The following is a 16,438-nucleotide window of genomic DNA, read 5'->3' on the forward strand; positions in this document are numbered from 1 at the left end:
GCAAAGAAAATGGGCCAGCATTGTGTTACCAGCCCTCAGTATTTATATGTTTTTGAATCTTGCCAGTCTGGCGACAAGTGTTGTGGCTAGCAGTGTTGTGTAGACCGCGAAAATCACGACCATCCACTGCGGCATACTCATGTCCATAAATGACCAGTCAATGTCCCCACAATCACCTGTAGCTGCGAAAATTTGCGGGATCCACTCATGCAGAGGCAACCAACTGGGGAAGTTGGGAACAATTTCGCAGACAGTAAAAAATGGGTTCGCAGCAGTTTGAATATCCACATGTTCAATAGCGACCAGTAATCCCCAAATGGCTGATACAGCCCATAAGCCAAAGGCCAACAGTCGTCCAAACCAGGCTTTGTATAGAAGCAGGCCAAACAGACCGGCAAACAGCAGGCCGAATACTGCATTGCGCTGATAAATACACATGATGCAAGGCTCAAGGCCCATACCATACTGGAAGTACAATGCAGTGAGTTCCAGTATCAAAGCTGAGATAAATAACAATGCCCAGGGCCAGCGTTTGGTTGGCCATTCTGCTATTTGAGAAAACAATTGCATACGCTCTCTTACCAAAAGTGAAAACGCCTCTTGCGAGGCGTCTGATTAGTTATTCGTGAGGCATCTCAGAAGGACTATGGTGATTAATCCACTCCATGTGATATAGCCACTCAGTGGACTCTAATAAACCAAAATAGGTTGCAGCCAGGCCGACCAGGGTAAGCACTACCGTATAGGGTAAAGCCATATAAACCATTCGACCGTATGACAATCTTAACAATGGCGCTAATGCCGATGTCAGTAAGAATAAAAACGCAGCCTGACCATTAGGCGTAGCAACACTCGGTAGGTTAGTCCCGGTGTTAATGGCGACAGCCAGCATATCAAACTGATCACGGGTAATATGACCGTGTTTCAAGGCGGTACTGACTTCAGTGATGTACACGGAGCCCACAAACACATTGTCACTGACCATAGACAACAATCCGTTAGCCAGATAGAACATGACTAACTGAGTTTTGCCTTCAAAGGTTAATACCCAATCGATAACAGGAGTAAACAATCCCTGATCAATAATCACCGCTACTACAGCAAAAAATACGCAAAGTAGTGAAGTAAAGGGCAAGGCTTCTTCGAATGCTTTACCAATTTGATGCTCGTCAACAACGCCGCAGAAGGCGGTCGCCAGCACGATAACAGATAGACCAATTAAGCCTACGGCAGACAAGTGGAAAGCCAGACCAATTACCAACCAAACGGCAATCAAAGACTGGATCATTAACTTTGCGGTATCGCGCTTCGTGCGCTGCTTATCTACGTGGTTACTATAGTCAGCAAGGATAGTGCGCACGGTCTCGGGAAGCTGTGCACCATAAGAGAAAAGTTTGAATTTCTCCAGGAGAATAGTGGTCAATAACCCGGCGATCAGCACTGGCAAGGTAATAGGGCCCATGCGTACCAGGAATTCAACAAAGTTCCAACCGGCCTTATCAGCAATAATCAGGTTTTGTGGTTCACCCACCATGGTAGTAACGCCGCCCAGTGCCGTACCAATGGCAGCATGCATCATCAAATTGCGCAAAAAGCTGCGGAAACCTTCCAAGTCTTCTCGACTGGGCATAGGCATGCTGTCATCCGCGGTGTGATCGTGTTCGTGATGATAATCTTTGCCAGATGCGACTTTATGGTAGATGGAGTAGAAACCGGTAGCGACACTGATAATCACCGCAATCACGGTCAATGCATCTAAGAAGGCGGAAAGTACCGCCGAAGAGAGCGTGAATGCCAGTGCAAGTGCTGTTTTACTGCGTAATCTGATTAAAAGCTTAGTGAACAGATACAGCAACAGATCTTTCATAAAGTAGATACCTGCCACCATAAAAATCAGTAGCAACAGCACCTCAATGTTCACCACTATTTCATGTTTGATATGTTCAGGGCTGGTCATGCCGATAAACACCGCTTCAATGACCAGCAAGCCGCCGGGTTGCAATGGATAGCATTTCAATGCCATAGCCAAGGTAAAAATAAACTCTAGTATGAGTGCCCAACCCGCTAAATACGGACTGACCTGAAAGAGCAGGGGGTTGATAATTAAAAACGCAATAATGGCCTTTTTATACCAGTCAGGCGCATTCCCGAGAAAATTTCTGAACAGTGCGACGACCATGGATTGTTGCATGCTATGTGGTCCTTTCAGTGAGTAGGGCGGATTACATGTCGGTGGTGCCATCGGCTAAGCATTAAGGTCGGATCTTCTTGTCCGCTATGCAAATCCCTGATGTATTTAGCCGCTGGGTTCCCAGCGAGGGAATCCGGCTTAGAATGTTTTAATGAGAAGTTTACAAAAAAGCAAGCCAATTCTTATGCTTACCCCTTATATTGCGGTGAGCGGAAGGGGCTTTAATCTGTGTGAGGATGGTGGCGAAAAGCCGTTTTTCAGGCACTTTCTGGTGTTACAGTTATTTGGTTTAATTAGCAATGACATCTGGTACAATCAGTTGGATAATAACAATTAAGCGGTGTTAAGCGAGCTTTTGCATGATCTATAAATCCCAAAGTCCAGCCGGATTTGCCGAAGAATATATTGTCGAGTCAATTTGGAGCGGCAGATTTCCTCCCGGCACTATATTGCCTGCTGAACGTGAATTGTCCGAACTGATTGGGGTGACACGCACAACCCTGCGTGAAGTTTTGCAAAGGTTGGCTCGCGATGGTTGGTTAACTATTCAGCATGGTAAACCGACTAAAGTGAATAACTTCTGGGAGACCTGTGGTCTGAATATCCTCGAAACTTTGGCTCGTCTGGATCAGGATGGCATCCCAGAGTTGGTAGATCACCTTTTGGCTGCTCGTACCAGCGTTAGTGCAGTGTTTATTCGTGGCGCCATTAAGCACTCTCCGGAGAAAGCGGCAGACATACTTAAAGGTTATGCCGATGTAGCGGAAGATGGCCAAGCCTTTGCTGACTATGATTATCAGATTAATCATGATTTGGCGCTGGCTTCAGGTAACAAAGTTTATGTGCTTATGATGAACGGATTCAGAGGCTTATACGCTCGAATTGGTGGTTACTATTTCTCCAATAGCAAATCTCGAAACCTGGCACGAGACTACTATTCGCAATTGCTTCAGCTTGCCCAAACTGGCGCGCATGAGCAGGTGCCTGGCCTGATCCGTAAATACGGTATTGCCAGCGGCAAGATATGGCATGAGATCCGTGAGGAAATGCCACAAGATTTAGTGGATTAAGAATAAGTGTCCGTAAAAAAAGCGCCTTAAGGCGCTTTTTTTGTGACTGGGTTTATCGCTTAGGCGAAGTTTTGTGCAGCGAAATCCCAGTTAATCAAGGCCCAGAAGCCTTCCATGTACTTAGGACGCAGATTGCGATAGTCAATGTAGTAGGCGTGTTCCCACAGATCCACTGTCATCAGCGGGGTTACACCGGCCTCAGTCAGGGGCGTACCGGCGTTGCTGGTGTTAACAATATCCAGGCTGCCGTCTGCCAATTTTACCAACCAGGTCCAGCTTGAGCCGAAGTTGTTAACGGCTTTATCGTTGAAAGCTTCTTTAAAAGCTGCAAAAGAGCCCCACTTGGCATTGATGGCGTCAGCCAGTGCACCGCTTGGCTCGCCGCCGCCGTTAGGGCTCAGGCTGTGCCAGTAGAAAGTGTGGTTCCAAATCTGCGCCGCGTTGTTGAATACGCCACCTTGAGAAGTACGAACAATCTCTTCCAGTGATTTATTGGCGAATTCTGTACCTTCAATCAGGCCGTTCAGTTTCACCACGTAAGTGTTGTGGTGTTTACCGTAATGATATTCCAGAGTCTCAGCAGAGATATGCGGTTCTAGGGCATTTTTTTCATACGGCAGGGGCGGAAGTTCGAAAGCCATGTAAATTCTCCATGTTGGTCAAAAAGACGACACAAGACAAAGCGTGCTTTGTATCGTTGTTTATAAAGTTATTGGTTTATTAATTAGTCTAAAGCCAATAGGGGCAAATAGCCAGCTAACTCACCTTCTGAATATGAGGCTTGTCGCTGGAAAAACAAGATGTCCAAACAAAGCCGTGGGCCAGACCTTGAAAAGGCGTATAATGACCACAAATCGGTATTAACCCAATTAAGAGGCAGTTATCGTGGAAACATTGGAAAAAATCAAACAGCAAATCGCTGAAAACCCTATCCTGATTTATATGAAGGGCTCTCCTAAGCTGCCCAGTTGTGGATTTTCGGCGCAGGCTTCTCAGGCACTTATGTCTTGTGGTGAGCCTTTCGCTTATGTGGATATTCTGCAGAATCCAGATATCCGTGCGGAGTTGCCTGCTTACGCCAATTGGCCAACTTTCCCTCAGCTTTGGGTTGAAGGTGAGCTGGTGGGTGGTTGCGACATTATGCTGGAAATGTTCCAGCAAGGTGAATTGCAGCCCTTAATCAAAGAGGCCGTCGCCCGTGCTAAAGCCAGTAAAGGTGAAGAGCAGGACAGCACTGAATAACTGACACAAAAAAGGGGCTCGTATCGGCCCCTTCTCAATTAATCATCATGCATTTGTGATTGGTTGTAGTTTTCAATGCCCAGTTTGCTGATAAGCTGCAACTGAGTTTCCAGCCAATCTACGTGCTCTTCCTGGCCATCTAGTACTTTGCCAAGTAGATCCCGGCTAACATAATCCTGCACAGATTCTGCGTACTCAATGGCGCTGCGCAAGTCTGGAATGGCTTTATGCTCGAAGGTTAAATCGCAATTGAGCATTTCTTCGGTGTCTTCACCTATCTGCAGTTTTCCCAGGTCCTGTAGGTTAGGAATACCATCTAAAAATAAAATGCGCTCAATCAAATCGTCGGCACGTTTCATTTCCCGGATAGATTCATGATATTCCTTGTCGGCCAGGCCTTTTAAGCCCCAGTTCTTGAACATACGGGAATGCAGGAAATATTGGTTGATTGCCACCAGTTGATGACCCAGGACTTTATTCAGGTGTTTGATAAGGGACTTATCGCCTTTCATAGCCGGACTCCGTGACGTGCTGTTTTGCAGATAGGCAAAAATCAGCGAGCTAAGATTTGTTCATTATAGAGAACAAAAACTTAAGCGTCACCGCACAATTCGGATTTGCTGTTAGCAGACTTCCTTGAACAGCGATTCATCAACTATGGTATTGTCGATAACCTGCTGTGCCAGTTGTACACATTTGCCACATTGACTACCCACGCCAAACTGCTTACGTAAGTCACGCATATTTCCAACGCCTTCTTCGCGAACGGCGCGGGCAATTTGTTTGTCGGTGATACCGTGGCAGAGGCAAACGAACAAAATACAACTCCTATAACATTACAAATGATAATAATTGTTATTAGAGGTTTTGCCAAGTGATTTATTAATCATCAAACAAAATTGGCTAATGGGGTGCTTGATTTCGCGGAATGACATAACGAAGTACACTAATTGGACATTTATGCATTTAACTGTACTTTTGCCCTTGGTTTGCTGCACTACTGCCCTTATCTTGTGTTCTAGCTTTTTATTGGCTTACAGCCCCACTAGGGGAAAAAGCCGAACATCAACCAAGAAATGGAGAAGATGATGAGTGTATTAGTTGGTCGTCCTGCCCCGGATTTTACCGCTGCTGCCGTACTGGGCAATGGCGAAATTGTTGACAGCTATAACCTGAAAGATGCCATCAAAGGCAAGAAAGCCGTTGTGTTTTTCTATCCTCTGGACTTCACCTTTGTATGTCCTTCAGAGCTAATCGCTTTTGATAAGCGCTATGATGAGTTCAAACAGCGTGGTGTGGAAGTGATTGGTGTATCTATCGATTCTCAGTTCAGCCACAACGCATGGCGTAACACCCCAGTTAACCAGGGTGGTATTGGTCCTGTGAAGTACACTCTGGTGGCTGACGTGAAGCATGAAATTTGTCAGGCTTATGATGTAGAGCATCCTGAAGCTGGTGTGGCGTTCCGTGGTTCTTTCCTGATTGATGAGGAAGGTAATGTACGTCACCAGGTCGTCAATGACCTGCCACTGGGCCGTAACGTTGACGAAATGCTGCGTATGGTTGATGCGCTGAACTTCCACCAGGAGCACGGCGAAGTATGTCCAGCCGGCTGGCAGCAAGGTAAAGAAGGTATGCAAGCAAGCCCAGAAGGCGTTGCTAAATACCTGGCTGAGAACAGCGACAAGCTGTAATTGCCCAAAGATAAAAAAGCCGCGTTATCGCGGCTTTTTTTGTGCTATTCATCCCGACTTAGGGTTGCAAGGCAATAATGTCTGTCTTCAGCAGCGACAGAATATTTTCTGCCGTATTGCCAAGCAACTTGCCTTTTAAACCTTTACGCCCGACTGTACCAATGGTAACTAATCCGGCATTAATATCTGCCGCGACACTGGGGATCACTTTGTCTGGGTCGCCGGCCTTAATGTGTACATTTTCTGGACTAAGTGGAAAATCACCGGCCATTTTTTGAATCAAAGGCATATATTGCGCCTTGGCGTCACTGGCCATCTGCTTGCCACTCAGTCCCATTAAATCTTTCAATACCGGTGACATAGGCAGGCAATATACACAGTGCAATTCGCCACCAAAGTGTCTGACCCAGTCAATACCCGTGCTGAGCAGTTGTTGGTTTAGGGCCTGCTTGCTTTGTAACTTGCTGCCTAAATCCAGCGCTACCATGACATTATGCTGTTTCTTCCATTTCTTTTCTGAAACAAGCAGTACAGGTACCTGACTGGTTCTAAGCAGATGCCAATCCGTGGGGGTATAAAACATGCCTTCACTGCGTCGCCCTGTCTTAACAATCAGGTCGTGCTTGTGCTTGCGGCTGAATTCTTCTGTCCAACTGGCAATGTTCTTTTCCCAAATCACCTGACAGGTGACTTGCTCGGGGTTGAGATCCTGGTCCTTAATCTGGCGTTCCAGCCATTGCTGACGCTGCTCTACTAAGCTTTGCTGAATGGCCTTCTGCTGACTGGCACTGAGGTTGTCGGGTAAGTGTTTCAGTTGCTCATAGACAAAGCTAAGTACAGTTACTTTCGCATTCTGGGCATCGGCAATCAGCTTGGCTTTGGCTAAGGCCTTGGGCTTACTGCCTGGCAGATCTGCAATCACCAAAATCTGTTTCATCAGCACATTCCTTTTTGTTTTCAACCAGGTAAATCTGGCTCGGGTAGCTGAGTTATATCAGAAACAGAATCAACGGCCTAGCTTTGTTCGATGGCTGGCGGCCAGCCGCCCAATTCCTGCCATTTGTTGACGATAATACAAAATAAATCGGCGGTTTGTTCTGCATCATATAAGGCCGAATGGGCCTGTGCCTGATCAAAAGCCAAACCAGCGGCTTTACAGGCTTTAATCAGTACGGTTTGTCCAAAAGCAAGGGCTGACAGACTAGTGGTGTCAAAAGAGACAAATGGATGAAAGGGCGTGCGTTTAATCGCCGAGCGGTTAATGGCAGCATTGACAAAGCCCTGATCAAAGGCGGCGTTGTGGGCGACAATGACCGAGCGTTGACAGTCTGCATCTTTTTGCGCTTTGCGGATTTGCTTACAGAGCTCTTTCATTACCTCAGTTTCGGACAGGGCTCCGCGCAGGGCACAGTGAGGATCGATACCATTGAATTCCAAAGCGGCGGGCTCAAGGTTGGCGCCTTCAAAAGGGGCAACATGGAAGTGAATGGTTTTATCGCGTACCAGTTGGCCGTTGCCGTCCAGTTTCAAGGTGACTGCAGCAATCTCCAGCAAGGCGTCAGTGAGAGGATTGAATCCGGCGGTCTCGACATCTATAACGACAGGGAAGTAGCCCCTGAATCTTTGCTTGAGTTGTTGCGTTTCTGCTGTCATCTTTTACTCTGTTTACTCTTTGGCTAGGGCATCCGCCTCATCTGGGCCGCGATTATGACAAGTCTGGCCGAGGCTATCCAGTGAATGCGCAATATGCAGGTCAAGAACCTGGCATAACGGCCGATATCTGGATAAGGAATTGGACTGAGACGCTATGAATAAACTCTTTTGTGTTCTACTAGGTTTTCTGAGCGTGCCGGCGTCAGCTGGGCTGCGTCACTATGCCGCACCTGTCGAAACGTCGTCTTGGCAGCTCAGTAGCCAAAGCCGCTTGCAGTGCACCTTGAAGCACAATGTGCCGGGTTATGGTGATGCCATGTTTACCAGTATGGCCAGTAAGCAGTTGAATATGGAGTTTGAACTGGACATACTGCAGCTCCCCAAAAACTATGGTGTGGCAGCGGTATATTCGGTTCCGCCCAGTTGGATGCCAGGTATGATGCAACGCCAGATCGCTGAAATGCCTATCCGTAAACAGTACAACGGCGATTTGCCTGAACAGGCCGCCTGGACCATTTTATCGGAACTGGAAAAGGGCTTTTGGCCGACTATTTATTACCGGGACTGGTACAACGAGCAGGATCGCGTCGCAGTTGGATTGAATGCCAGCAACTTCCTCGACCAATATCGGCAGTTTTCACAATGTGTGGCAAATCTGCTGCCATTTAATTTTGAAGATATTGCCTACACTGTGCTGTCTTATCAAAAAAGCTCGGATGAGTTTACCCGTGGTTCGCGCAAAAAGCTCAGCATGATCAGTGATTATCTGAAGGAAGACACCAATATTGAGTTGGTGCTGCTGGATGCCTACACAGACAGCTACGGTGGCAGTTCGAGTAATATGCAGTTGTCTATTCGTCGGGCCGAGCGGGTCAAAAAATTCTTCGAAGAGCAGGGCGTGGATGCCGAGCGAATCAAAGTGACAGGCCATGGCGAGCGGCGTCATGTGGCGGAAAACAGTAACGAGTTATCGCGAGCTAAGAACCGGCGGGTGATTATCCGTATGGAAAAAGGGCTGTGATTGTCTATTAAAAATAGGGGCGCCAAGAGCGCCCTTATTTTTGCTTGTTTTGTAGATAATCAATTACTTTATCTGGAAAGTCGGTAAAGATGCCATCTACTTTCAGCCAGTCAAACACCAGATTCAATGCTTGCTGCCAGTTCATATTAGGCGGGAGCTGGTCGGCCCTTAAGGTGTAAGGGTGAATCTTCAGACCAAGGGCTTTGGCATCCAGCAGCAACGAGGTCGGTTGCCTGGAAGTAAAGTCAACCAACTGAGGTAACCAAGGTCCTATACCATCGGCCACTTTTGCAATGTCTTTGAGGCCCGGAGGGGAACGTAGGTAGGCGTAGTCGTTATCGGACTCCTGCCAGCTATTTTCCGCCAGCAATTGTACCAGGCTGGTTTTAAGCCCCAATTCATTGCGCAGTCTGCGGGTTTCGTTAAAGTCGAAGCATTGCACAATAACATTAGCCTCAGCGTGATTGAGGTTGTGCTTTGCCAACATCGCCATAAAAATCTTACTGATGTCCTGCCCGGCAGCTCTGTGAAACGCGGGAGATTTTAGCTCAGGATACAAGCCAATATTCGTGCCGCGGCTGCGATTGAGTTCTCGGATCAGGGTAATCTGTTGCTCGAAGGTGGCGATGCGGAAAAGTTCAGCATTACTGCCATCCTCCTGGTAACGGTTGGCAAATACCTGTAGACCTTTTTCATCGCGCCTTTCCTGCACCCGCAGGTTTTTTAATTCCGCCAGGGTGAAATCAATCGCATAGAAGCGACCATCTGTGCGTTTTCGCTGCGGGAAAATATCCGCCACATTAGTTACGGTATCCAGATGAATATCGTGTAAGACCACTAATATCCCGTCCTTGGATAACACCAAATCCTGCTCAATATAATCCGGCCGCATACCATGGGCCAAAATGACCGCTGGCAGGGTATGCTCGGGCAAATAACCGGATGCACCGCGATGGGCTATTACCACTGGCCTGGCGATGGCCGCCAGGCTCAATGTTGACAGCAGGACTAAGGTAATCAACGTCCTTATCATGTGTTTATTATTCCTGAATCAGTTCGACCGCATAGCCGTCAGGATCGCGTACAAAGGCAATAACCGTGGAGCCACCTTTCACCGGCCCTGGCTTGCGGTACACGTCTGCGCCGCGACGCTCAAGTTCTTCGCATACGGCGTAAATGTCGTCGGCGCCGATAGCGATATGGCCATAGGCAGTGCCCATATCGTAGCTGTCTTTGTCCCAGTTGTAGGTTAATTCGAGGACAGTATGAGTGTCTTCCTCACCGTAGCCAAGGAACGCCAAGGTGTATTGATACTCAGAGTTTTCACTGGTGCGCAGCAGTTTCATACCAAGTAACTCGGTATAAAATTCAATGGAACGCTCCAGATTGCCAACGCGCAACATGGTATGCAGTAGTCTCATACTTCTGGTCCTTTTTGGTCTGTGGTGAGTGTAATCTTATTATGTTTCAGTTTTATCTCTGAACTTACAGAGATCTTCGTTATGCATAAGCTGCATCTTGGTTTAAACGCGACACAGTATAACGATCACCGCACAAGAGCCAATGGTGAATATCCAGTTTACATTCAGCCTAAAACGAATTTACACCATGTTTACTCAACTGCATCTGCGCTCTTGCCCGGTATTGTTCCCTGACCTGAAAGCATGCCGATTTACCGAACTGAGGTTCATTTATCTTTGAGCGTGGTTGGTTTGTTTTTAGTTTCTCTTAAAAGGATAACGAGGGAAGTGATAAAGCATTCGGGTTGTATTACCAGTGCTTCGGCTTACCGCAATGACATAGCCTTCGCTCAGATGGCAAGACTAAAGTACTTAACAAAATAATAACAGCAGGGTTCTTGTACCTGCAAAAAGTAAGTACACATTGGGTGGAAGGGCAAATATGCAAAAAATCAACACTATAACCACGGCCATGCTAATGGCTTTTTCATTACCCGTTATTGCGCAGGAAGCGGAAGTCAGGTCTGATGCGCCAGCGAATCAAGCCGCCAAGAACGATGTTGCTATTGAAGTAATATCTGTGACTGCAACCAAGCGTAAAACCAAATTAATGGAAACCCCCGTTGCGATATCAGCGCTAAGTGAAGCACAACTGAGGCAAAGCGGTGTCAACAATGTGAAAGACATCGCTGACCTTGTGCCGGGCCTTGATATCTCGTCCGCCACTGATCAGGCTGCCCCTGTTATTTCAATGCGCGGTGTGCGTTCTACTAACATAACAGAACTGGGCGACCCGGCTGTGGGTGTGCATTTAGACGGTATTTACTCTCCGCGAATGCAAGGCGCCCTGGCGCTAATGTATGATGTAGAGCGGGTTGAAGCGTTACGGGGGCCACAAGGCACCCTTTTTGGTCGTAACTCAACCGTCGGCAGTATCAATGTGATATCTGCTAAGCCTGATTTCTCCGGCCTTTTCGGTAATCTCAACGCTGAAGCCGGTAGGTTTAAGAACAAGAGTCTGGGCGGTTTTGTCAATATTCCGCTGAATGACGAGTTTGCTGTGCGCATCGCAGCGAAAGGCTTAAAGCGCGATTCTTATCTTGAAGGGTACTGGGATCCTAACCAGTATGACACTCGTCATCTGAGTGATGAGGTGCTTAATGCACCGGTCATTTCGGAAAACTCATATCAGGGCGTCGGCTCCACTGTGACGCAGAGAGAAAACTGGTGGATAGATGGTGCTGGTACCAATCCAGAGGCACAGCGGGTACGTGCGCTGACCCCAGCTGACAAAAGCGACTTTTATAACAATGCAAACGAACACTCTTTTCGAATCAGTACCTTATGGGAACCATCGGATGGACAGTTCAGCAACCATACGGTTTTTCAGCAATATGTGAACGACAGTGCCGGCACGTTAGATTTAGTGAACTGTGACCAACTGCGAGGACGACCTGAGGAATACGGCGGCGATTGTTCATCATTTTTGCCCAGTGATAATACGTATCAGGCAGTAGTGAATGTGCCCGGCAAACTCAACCTGGATATTACCTACCTGCGCAATACCCTGAACTACAGTCTTAGCGATGAGCTAAGCCTGGTGTGGTTACTTGGCTATGAAAAAATGGAAAGGTCATCGGCCCAGGACAGTGAAACAGGGTTGGATCCGTGGGATGGGGCGACCTATTTCCTCAAAGGAACCGGCGCAAAATCGTATTCCACAGAACTGCAGTTGCAATCTGATGAGTTTGGCGATCTGATATGGATAGCTGGTATTAATTATTTCCATGAAAAGACAACAACCCTGGGTTATTACGACAACCCCATGGATGATAAAGCCTTTTGGGACCAGCCAGATCGCTCTACCGAGGCGTATGCGTTGTTTGGCCAGGCAACATACAAAGTCGCCGGGGATCTGCACGCTACATTTGGCTACCGTTTTAGCCACGAAACCAAGCAGGATAAAGGTGGCCGCACTTATCGTTGCTCGAATGCCGATGGTTGTGCCCCTGGCTGGTTAAACCGAACCGTCTTGAGCGAGCTAGCGGTTGATTATTTCAATGACCCGGGGCTTTATGCTTCTTACTTTGCAAATGACAACAAGGGGCAATGGCGTAATCACGATTTCAGGATCGGGTTGGATTACAACCTGAACCAGGACACTATGCTGTATAGTTACCTGGCGTCGGGCTTTAAAGCTGGCGGCATAGGTGATGTGTTTGAAGTAGTCAACGACAGGACTGGCGAAGTCAGCCGGTTTGAAACCCAGTTTGACCCGGAGAAAGTGCTGACGCTGGAACTTGGTGCCAAATCAAGTTTTCTTAATAACTCGCTGAACCTGCAGGCGGCATTTTTCTATACCGACTACACCGATATGCAGTATGCCTCGGTTGGCTCAATTGGTAATGTTGAGCGCTTGTCACCGGTTGAAGATGAAGACGGGGCGCCCATCCTGGATGAAAACGGCATGCCGGTGCTGGATTATCAAAACCAGCCGGTGATTGCCTACTACACGCAAAACGTGCCTGGCTCCACCATTAAAGGCGTTGAGTTTGAGTTTGACTGGAAACCTTATCCAAATGGCCGTATCACTGGCTACGCCACCTGGACTCATGCCCGCGTTAGCGAAGATTGGATCACCAAGTGGGATTACGACCCGGAATATTTGTTTGGCTTGTCGTATGAAGATTCAATAGACCCAGAGAACACCTTGCTGACGACCAACCTTAAAGGCAATGACCTGGCGATGACACCGCGATTTACCGCCAATGTCAGCTATACCCACAGCTTCGAACTGGGTCGGTTTGGCTATGTGCATGGTTGGTTTAATCTGAGCTTCAAAGATAAGTCCTACACCACCCTTTGGAATCTGGATAAACATCTGGACGATATGGACTTTACTGTTAGTGATGAAGCAGCCCTGTACATTACCGACAAGCGAGATGCCTATACCATGGTCAATGCGTCGCTTAAATATGAACCGCAAAGCCAGGGCTGGTACGCCGAAGTCTTTATCAACAATGCCACTGATGAGCTTGTGCAGTACTGGAACAATACCGGCAAAGGGTTCAATAAAGGCAGTTTTGGGATGCCGCGGTATTACGGTATCCGGGCTGGTTTTAATTTCTAAGCTTGGCTTAGGTTCATGATGCGCCCGTACCTGCGCGGTTTTGCGCCGGGCGCACTTTCTTGTAAATGACAGGATATCAAAATGAAATACATGCCTAAGAGCTGGATCTGTGCTGCTTTATGTTTTTTCAGCACGACGACTGTACAGGCCGGGTACTTTAAAGATGACTTTAGTTGGGGGGCTAACAGTGATATCTGGTCCGCCAGATCTGGCAGTAATGCTTCGCCTTTTGGTTGCGGCTTTACACCTGGCATGGCGACAATTCTCAAAGCGGTATTTACTTTCCTGGTCAGTACTATGGCGACACGGCCTCGGCTTATTACGATTTTATTGAATACATTCCCCATTAAGTACAAGTGTCTGTAGGTATGTCATTGCGGCATCCCGTTACAGCAGACGCATAGGATTTCATTATGTCTTTTGTTTTACATTCTGCGTTTACTAAAACCTTGTGTATTTGCGCAGCGCTGGTTGTCTGCAACATTCACGCTGACCCGGCGAGAGTCAGTTGGCCTAAAGTTAACACTACACTGCAGCCTGACGAGGCGGTAGAGCAGCAGCTTGATACTCTGTTGGCCAGCATGACCATGGAACAGAAAGTGGCGCAGATTATTCAGCCTGAGATTGGCTATTTAAGCGTGGCGCAAATGCGCAAATATGGTTTTGGGTCATATCTGAATGGCGGTAACTCTGCACCTTATGGCCAAAAGCAAGCCGATGCTAAAACCTGGCTCAGGTATGCTGATGAAATGTATGCAGCCTCTGTCGATAACAGCGAGGATGGCAGCAGTATTCCCACTATCTGGGGGACTGATGCGATGCATGGTCATAGCAATGTGTATGGCGCCACCCTGTTTCCACATAACATTGGCCTTGGCGCGGCGCGGGACGCAGAGTTAATTCACAGAATTGGTCAGGCGACAGCCAAAGAAGTGGCGGCAACAGGTATTGAGTGGATGTTTGCACCAACCGTTGCTGTAGTCAGAGACGACCGCTGGGGGCGCACCTACGAGAGCTTTTCGGAACACCCGGACATTGTTGCCGCTTATGCCGGCCCTATGGTAACCGGCGTTCAGGGTGAGATTGGCGAGACGTTTTTAACAGATTATCGTCGTATCGCCACCGCAAAACACTTTGTTGGTGATGGAGGCACCGAAAACGGTATAGACCGAGGAGATACGGTTAGCACCGAGCAGCAACTGCGAGATATTCATGCCGCTGGTTACTATACCGCTATAGCGGCAGGCGTGCAGTCTGTAATGGCGTCCTTTAACAGCTGGAATGGCAAGCGGGTGCACGGCGATCACTACCTGCTGACTGAAGTGCTGAAACAGCAAATGGGTTTCGACGGTTTTGTGATCAGCGACTGGAATGCGCATAAGTTTGTTGATGGCTGTGATTTAGAGCAATGCGCGGCTGCTTTTAATGCTGGTGTCGATGTGATGATGGTGCCAGAGCACTTTGAAGCTTTTTACCACAATACATTACAGCAGGTAAAAAGCGGTGTGATTTCTGCTGCGCGCCTGGATGATGCGGTCAGACGTTTTTTACGTGCCAAAATACGCTGGGGCGTGTTTAGCCGCGGTAAACCATCCAGCCGGCCTGAATCCAATCCGCAATGGTTTAATGCGCCAGAGCACCGCTTGCTTGCCCGAGAGGCGGTGCGTAAGTCACTGGTGTTGCTGAAGAACAAGAACAACATCCTGCCGCTTTCGCCCAAAAGCAAAGTGCTTATTGCCGGCGATGGCGCGGATAACATCGCCAAGCAGGCTGGTGGCTGGAGTGTATCCTGGCAGGGAACCGATAATACTAATGCTGATTTCCCCAACGCAACATCAATCTATGCCGGTTTGCGCCAACAGATAGAGGCTGCCGGGGGTAAGGTAGAGCTGAGTATAGACGGGCATTATAGCGACAAACCGGATGTTGCCATTGTAGTCATTGGTGAAGAGCCTTACGCTGAATGGTTTGGTGATATTCAGCAACTGGAATACCAGCACAGCAATAAGGGAGATTTAGCGCTGCTGCAACGTTTAAAGCAGCAGAATATTCCGGTGGTAACGGTATTTCTGAGTGGCAGGCCGCTTTGGGTTAACAAAGAGTTGAATGCCTCTGATGCCTTTGTGGCGGCCTGGTTGCCGGGCTCTGAAGGTCAGGGTATTGCGGATGTGTTGCTGACAAACAAGGATGGTCACATTCAGTATGATTTTGTCGGCAAACTAAGCTTCTCCTGGCCCCAATATGATGATCAGTATCGGCTGAATGTTGGTCAGGAGCAGTATACTCCCTTGTTTGCTTACGGTTATGGCCTCACTTATGCCGAGCACACTGAGCTTGAGCCACTCTCTGAAACGACCCGCGCGGTGATACAACAAAATACTGGCGAACAGATACCGTTGTTTGTCAGAAATTTGGCCGACGGCATGTCGTGGGCTTTGTCAGATAGCACTCAGTCGCTGAACAAGTTTACGACACCTTCCGCAGTCAGTGCCGACGGCAAAAGTATAACGATGCAGTCTGTCAACTTGGCTTATCAGGAAGACGGCAGAAAATTTGTCTGGCAAAGCTCCGGTGAAACCGCTTCAGCCAGTCTGTCGTACACAGATGTGCAAGTTTTAACGGAGACAATCAACAGCAAATTTTTGCAAATGGATATCCGGATTGATCAGTTTCCGGCTGACGATGTGGAAATTGGCTTAATGTGTCAGCAAAACCGTTGTTTGCGCTCAGTCTCTCTGCAACCATGGCTGCAGAAGATGACGCCGGGGCAATGGCTTACTATCGCGCTGCCGTTGTCTTGTGGTGACCCGTTAAGCACACCGTCATTGGCAGAAGAAGCGGTGCGGTTCAGTACAAAACAGACATTTAGCCTGGCTATTGCAGATGTAGCCTTAGTTAAAACAGTCGATGCGTCAACACTGACACTGGAATGTAAGCAGTAAAAGTGAAGATCATGCCCAGTAATGAGTGATACCGG

The 16,438-nt window shown here is 48.0% G+C and carries 16 protein-coding genes; 7 read left to right on the forward strand and 9 right to left on the reverse strand.

Annotated features, from left to right (window positions below; genetic code table 11):
• Positions 1-42: 42 nt before the first annotated feature.
• Positions 43-570: a disulfide bond formation protein DsbB gene (gene dsbB, locus J0A65_RS13680; protein WP_206594748.1), complete on the reverse strand. Its 528-nt coding sequence runs from the start codon at positions 568-570 to the stop codon at positions 43-45.
• A 49-nt stretch (positions 571-619) separates the two neighbouring features.
• Positions 620-2,191, reverse strand: a complete 1,572-nt coding sequence (gene nhaB / locus J0A65_RS13685) for a sodium/proton antiporter NhaB (protein ID WP_206594749.1) — start codon at positions 2,189-2,191, stop codon at positions 620-622.
• A 151-nt stretch (positions 2,192-2,342) separates the two neighbouring features.
• Here nhaB and J0A65_RS13690 point away from each other — a divergent pair, with 151 nt between their 5' ends.
• The gene (locus J0A65_RS13690) at positions 2,343-2,528 is read left to right on the forward strand and encodes a hypothetical protein (RefSeq protein ID WP_206594750.1); all 186 of its coding nucleotides are present in this window, start codon (positions 2,343-2,345) and stop codon (positions 2,526-2,528) included.
• Between the two features lie 22 nt (positions 2,529-2,550).
• Positions 2,551-3,261, forward strand: a complete 711-nt coding sequence (fadR, locus tag J0A65_RS13695) for a fatty acid metabolism transcriptional regulator FadR (RefSeq protein WP_206594751.1) — start codon at positions 2,551-2,553, stop codon at positions 3,259-3,261.
• Positions 3,262-3,320: 59 nt separating this feature from the next.
• Here the strand turns inward: fadR and J0A65_RS13700 are convergent, their stop codons facing one another.
• Positions 3,321-3,902: a Fe-Mn family superoxide dismutase gene (locus J0A65_RS13700; protein WP_206594752.1), complete on the reverse strand. Its 582-nt coding sequence runs from the start codon at positions 3,900-3,902 to the stop codon at positions 3,321-3,323.
• A 244-nt stretch (positions 3,903-4,146) separates the two neighbouring features.
• Between J0A65_RS13700 and J0A65_RS13705 the strand changes: the two genes are divergently transcribed.
• On the forward strand, positions 4,147-4,503 hold the full coding sequence (locus J0A65_RS13705) for a Grx4 family monothiol glutaredoxin (protein ID WP_332874347.1): 357 nt from the start codon (positions 4,147-4,149) through the stop codon (positions 4,501-4,503).
• A 38-nt stretch (positions 4,504-4,541) separates the two neighbouring features.
• Here J0A65_RS13705 and bfr read toward each other — a convergent pair whose 3' ends face one another.
• The gene (gene bfr / locus J0A65_RS13710) at positions 4,542-5,015 is read right to left on the reverse strand and encodes a bacterioferritin (RefSeq protein ID WP_206594753.1); all 474 of its coding nucleotides are present in this window, start codon (positions 5,013-5,015) and stop codon (positions 4,542-4,544) included.
• A gap of 111 nt (positions 5,016-5,126) precedes the next feature.
• Positions 5,127-5,321, reverse strand: a complete 195-nt coding sequence (locus tag J0A65_RS13715) for a bacterioferritin-associated ferredoxin (protein ID WP_188697032.1) — start codon at positions 5,319-5,321, stop codon at positions 5,127-5,129.
• Between the two features lie 270 nt (positions 5,322-5,591).
• Between J0A65_RS13715 and J0A65_RS13720 the strand changes: the two genes are divergently transcribed.
• Entirely contained in the window at positions 5,592-6,197 is a 606-nt protein-coding gene (locus tag J0A65_RS13720) for a peroxiredoxin (RefSeq protein WP_206594754.1), read from the forward strand.
• Positions 6,198-6,255: 58 nt separating this feature from the next.
• Here the strand turns inward: J0A65_RS13720 and J0A65_RS13725 are convergent, their stop codons facing one another.
• Positions 6,256-7,134 carry a universal stress protein gene (locus J0A65_RS13725; RefSeq protein WP_232849954.1) on the reverse strand — a complete coding sequence of 293 codons (879 nt, stop codon included), beginning with the start codon at positions 7,132-7,134 and terminating at the stop codon, positions 6,256-6,258.
• A 77-nt stretch (positions 7,135-7,211) separates the two neighbouring features.
• Positions 7,212-7,850, reverse strand: coding sequence for a ribonuclease T (rnt, locus tag J0A65_RS13730; protein ID WP_206594756.1), 639 nt, complete (start codon positions 7,848-7,850; stop codon positions 7,212-7,214).
• Positions 7,851-8,004: 154 nt separating this feature from the next.
• Between rnt and J0A65_RS13735 the strand changes: the two genes are divergently transcribed.
• Entirely contained in the window at positions 8,005-8,871 is an 867-nt protein-coding gene (locus J0A65_RS13735; RefSeq protein WP_206594757.1) for a flagellar protein MotY, read from the forward strand.
• Between the two features lie 34 nt (positions 8,872-8,905).
• Here the strand turns inward: J0A65_RS13735 and glpQ are convergent, their stop codons facing one another.
• Positions 8,906-9,904 carry a glycerophosphodiester phosphodiesterase gene (gene glpQ, locus J0A65_RS13740; protein ID WP_206594758.1) on the reverse strand — a complete coding sequence of 333 codons (999 nt, stop codon included), beginning with the start codon at positions 9,902-9,904 and terminating at the stop codon, positions 8,906-8,908.
• Between the two features lie 7 nt (positions 9,905-9,911).
• Positions 9,912-10,292 (reverse strand): lactoylglutathione lyase, encoded by a 381-nt coding sequence (gloA, locus tag J0A65_RS13745; protein ID WP_206594759.1) that lies wholly within the window; start codon positions 10,290-10,292, stop codon positions 9,912-9,914.
• A 481-nt stretch (positions 10,293-10,773) separates the two neighbouring features.
• On the opposite strand from gloA, the gene J0A65_RS13750 reads away from it, so the two are divergent.
• On the forward strand, positions 10,774-13,461 hold the full coding sequence (locus J0A65_RS13750) for a TonB-dependent receptor (protein WP_206594760.1): 2,688 nt from the start codon (positions 10,774-10,776) through the stop codon (positions 13,459-13,461).
• A gap of 413 nt (positions 13,462-13,874) precedes the next feature.
• Complete coding sequence (locus J0A65_RS13755) at positions 13,875-16,403, forward strand: glycoside hydrolase family 3 protein (protein WP_206594761.1); 2,529 nt, start codon at positions 13,875-13,877, stop codon at positions 16,401-16,403.
• The last annotated feature ends 35 nt before the right edge of the window (positions 16,404-16,438 follow it).

Origin of the sequence: Bowmanella yangjiangensis, from assembly GCF_017255015.1 — a bacterium.
Classification (GTDB): Bacteria; Pseudomonadota; Gammaproteobacteria; order Enterobacterales; family Alteromonadaceae; genus Bowmanella; species Bowmanella yangjiangensis.

Excerpts from the sequence above, each read along its gene's own strand:
- dsbB (WP_206594748.1), bottom strand. The coding sequence starts at position 570 with ATGCAATTGTTTTCTCAAATAGCAGAATGGCCAACCAAACGCTGGCCC.
- J0A65_RS13755 (WP_206594761.1), top strand. The coding sequence starts at position 13,875 with ATGTCTTTTGTTTTACATTCTGCGTTTACTAAAACCTTGTGTATTTGC.
- J0A65_RS13700 (WP_206594752.1), bottom strand. The coding sequence starts at position 3,902 with ATGGCTTTCGAACTTCCGCCCCTGCCGTATGAAAAAAATGCCCTAGAA.
- fadR (WP_206594751.1), top strand. The coding sequence starts at position 2,551 with ATGATCTATAAATCCCAAAGTCCAGCCGGATTTGCCGAAGAATATATT.
- rnt (WP_206594756.1), bottom strand. The coding sequence starts at position 7,850 with ATGACAGCAGAAACGCAACAACTCAAGCAAAGATTCAGGGGCTACTTC.
- J0A65_RS13750 (WP_206594760.1), top strand. The coding sequence starts at position 10,774 with ATGCAAAAAATCAACACTATAACCACGGCCATGCTAATGGCTTTTTCA.
- J0A65_RS13690 (WP_206594750.1), top strand. The coding sequence starts at position 2,343 with ATGAGAAGTTTACAAAAAAGCAAGCCAATTCTTATGCTTACCCCTTAT.
- nhaB (WP_206594749.1), bottom strand. The coding sequence starts at position 2,191 with ATGCAACAATCCATGGTCGTCGCACTGTTCAGAAATTTTCTCGGGAAT.
- bfr (WP_206594753.1), bottom strand. The coding sequence starts at position 5,015 with ATGAAAGGCGATAAGTCCCTTATCAAACACCTGAATAAAGTCCTGGGT.
- J0A65_RS13725 (WP_232849954.1), bottom strand. The coding sequence starts at position 7,134 with ATGAAACAGATTTTGGTGATTGCAGATCTGCCAGGCAGTAAGCCCAAG.
- J0A65_RS13735 (WP_206594757.1), top strand. The coding sequence starts at position 8,005 with ATGAATAAACTCTTTTGTGTTCTACTAGGTTTTCTGAGCGTGCCGGCG.
- gloA (WP_206594759.1), bottom strand. The coding sequence starts at position 10,292 with ATGAGACTACTGCATACCATGTTGCGCGTTGGCAATCTGGAGCGTTCC.
- glpQ (WP_206594758.1), bottom strand. The coding sequence starts at position 9,904 with ATGATAAGGACGTTGATTACCTTAGTCCTGCTGTCAACATTGAGCCTG.
- J0A65_RS13720 (WP_206594754.1), top strand. The coding sequence starts at position 5,592 with ATGAGTGTATTAGTTGGTCGTCCTGCCCCGGATTTTACCGCTGCTGCC.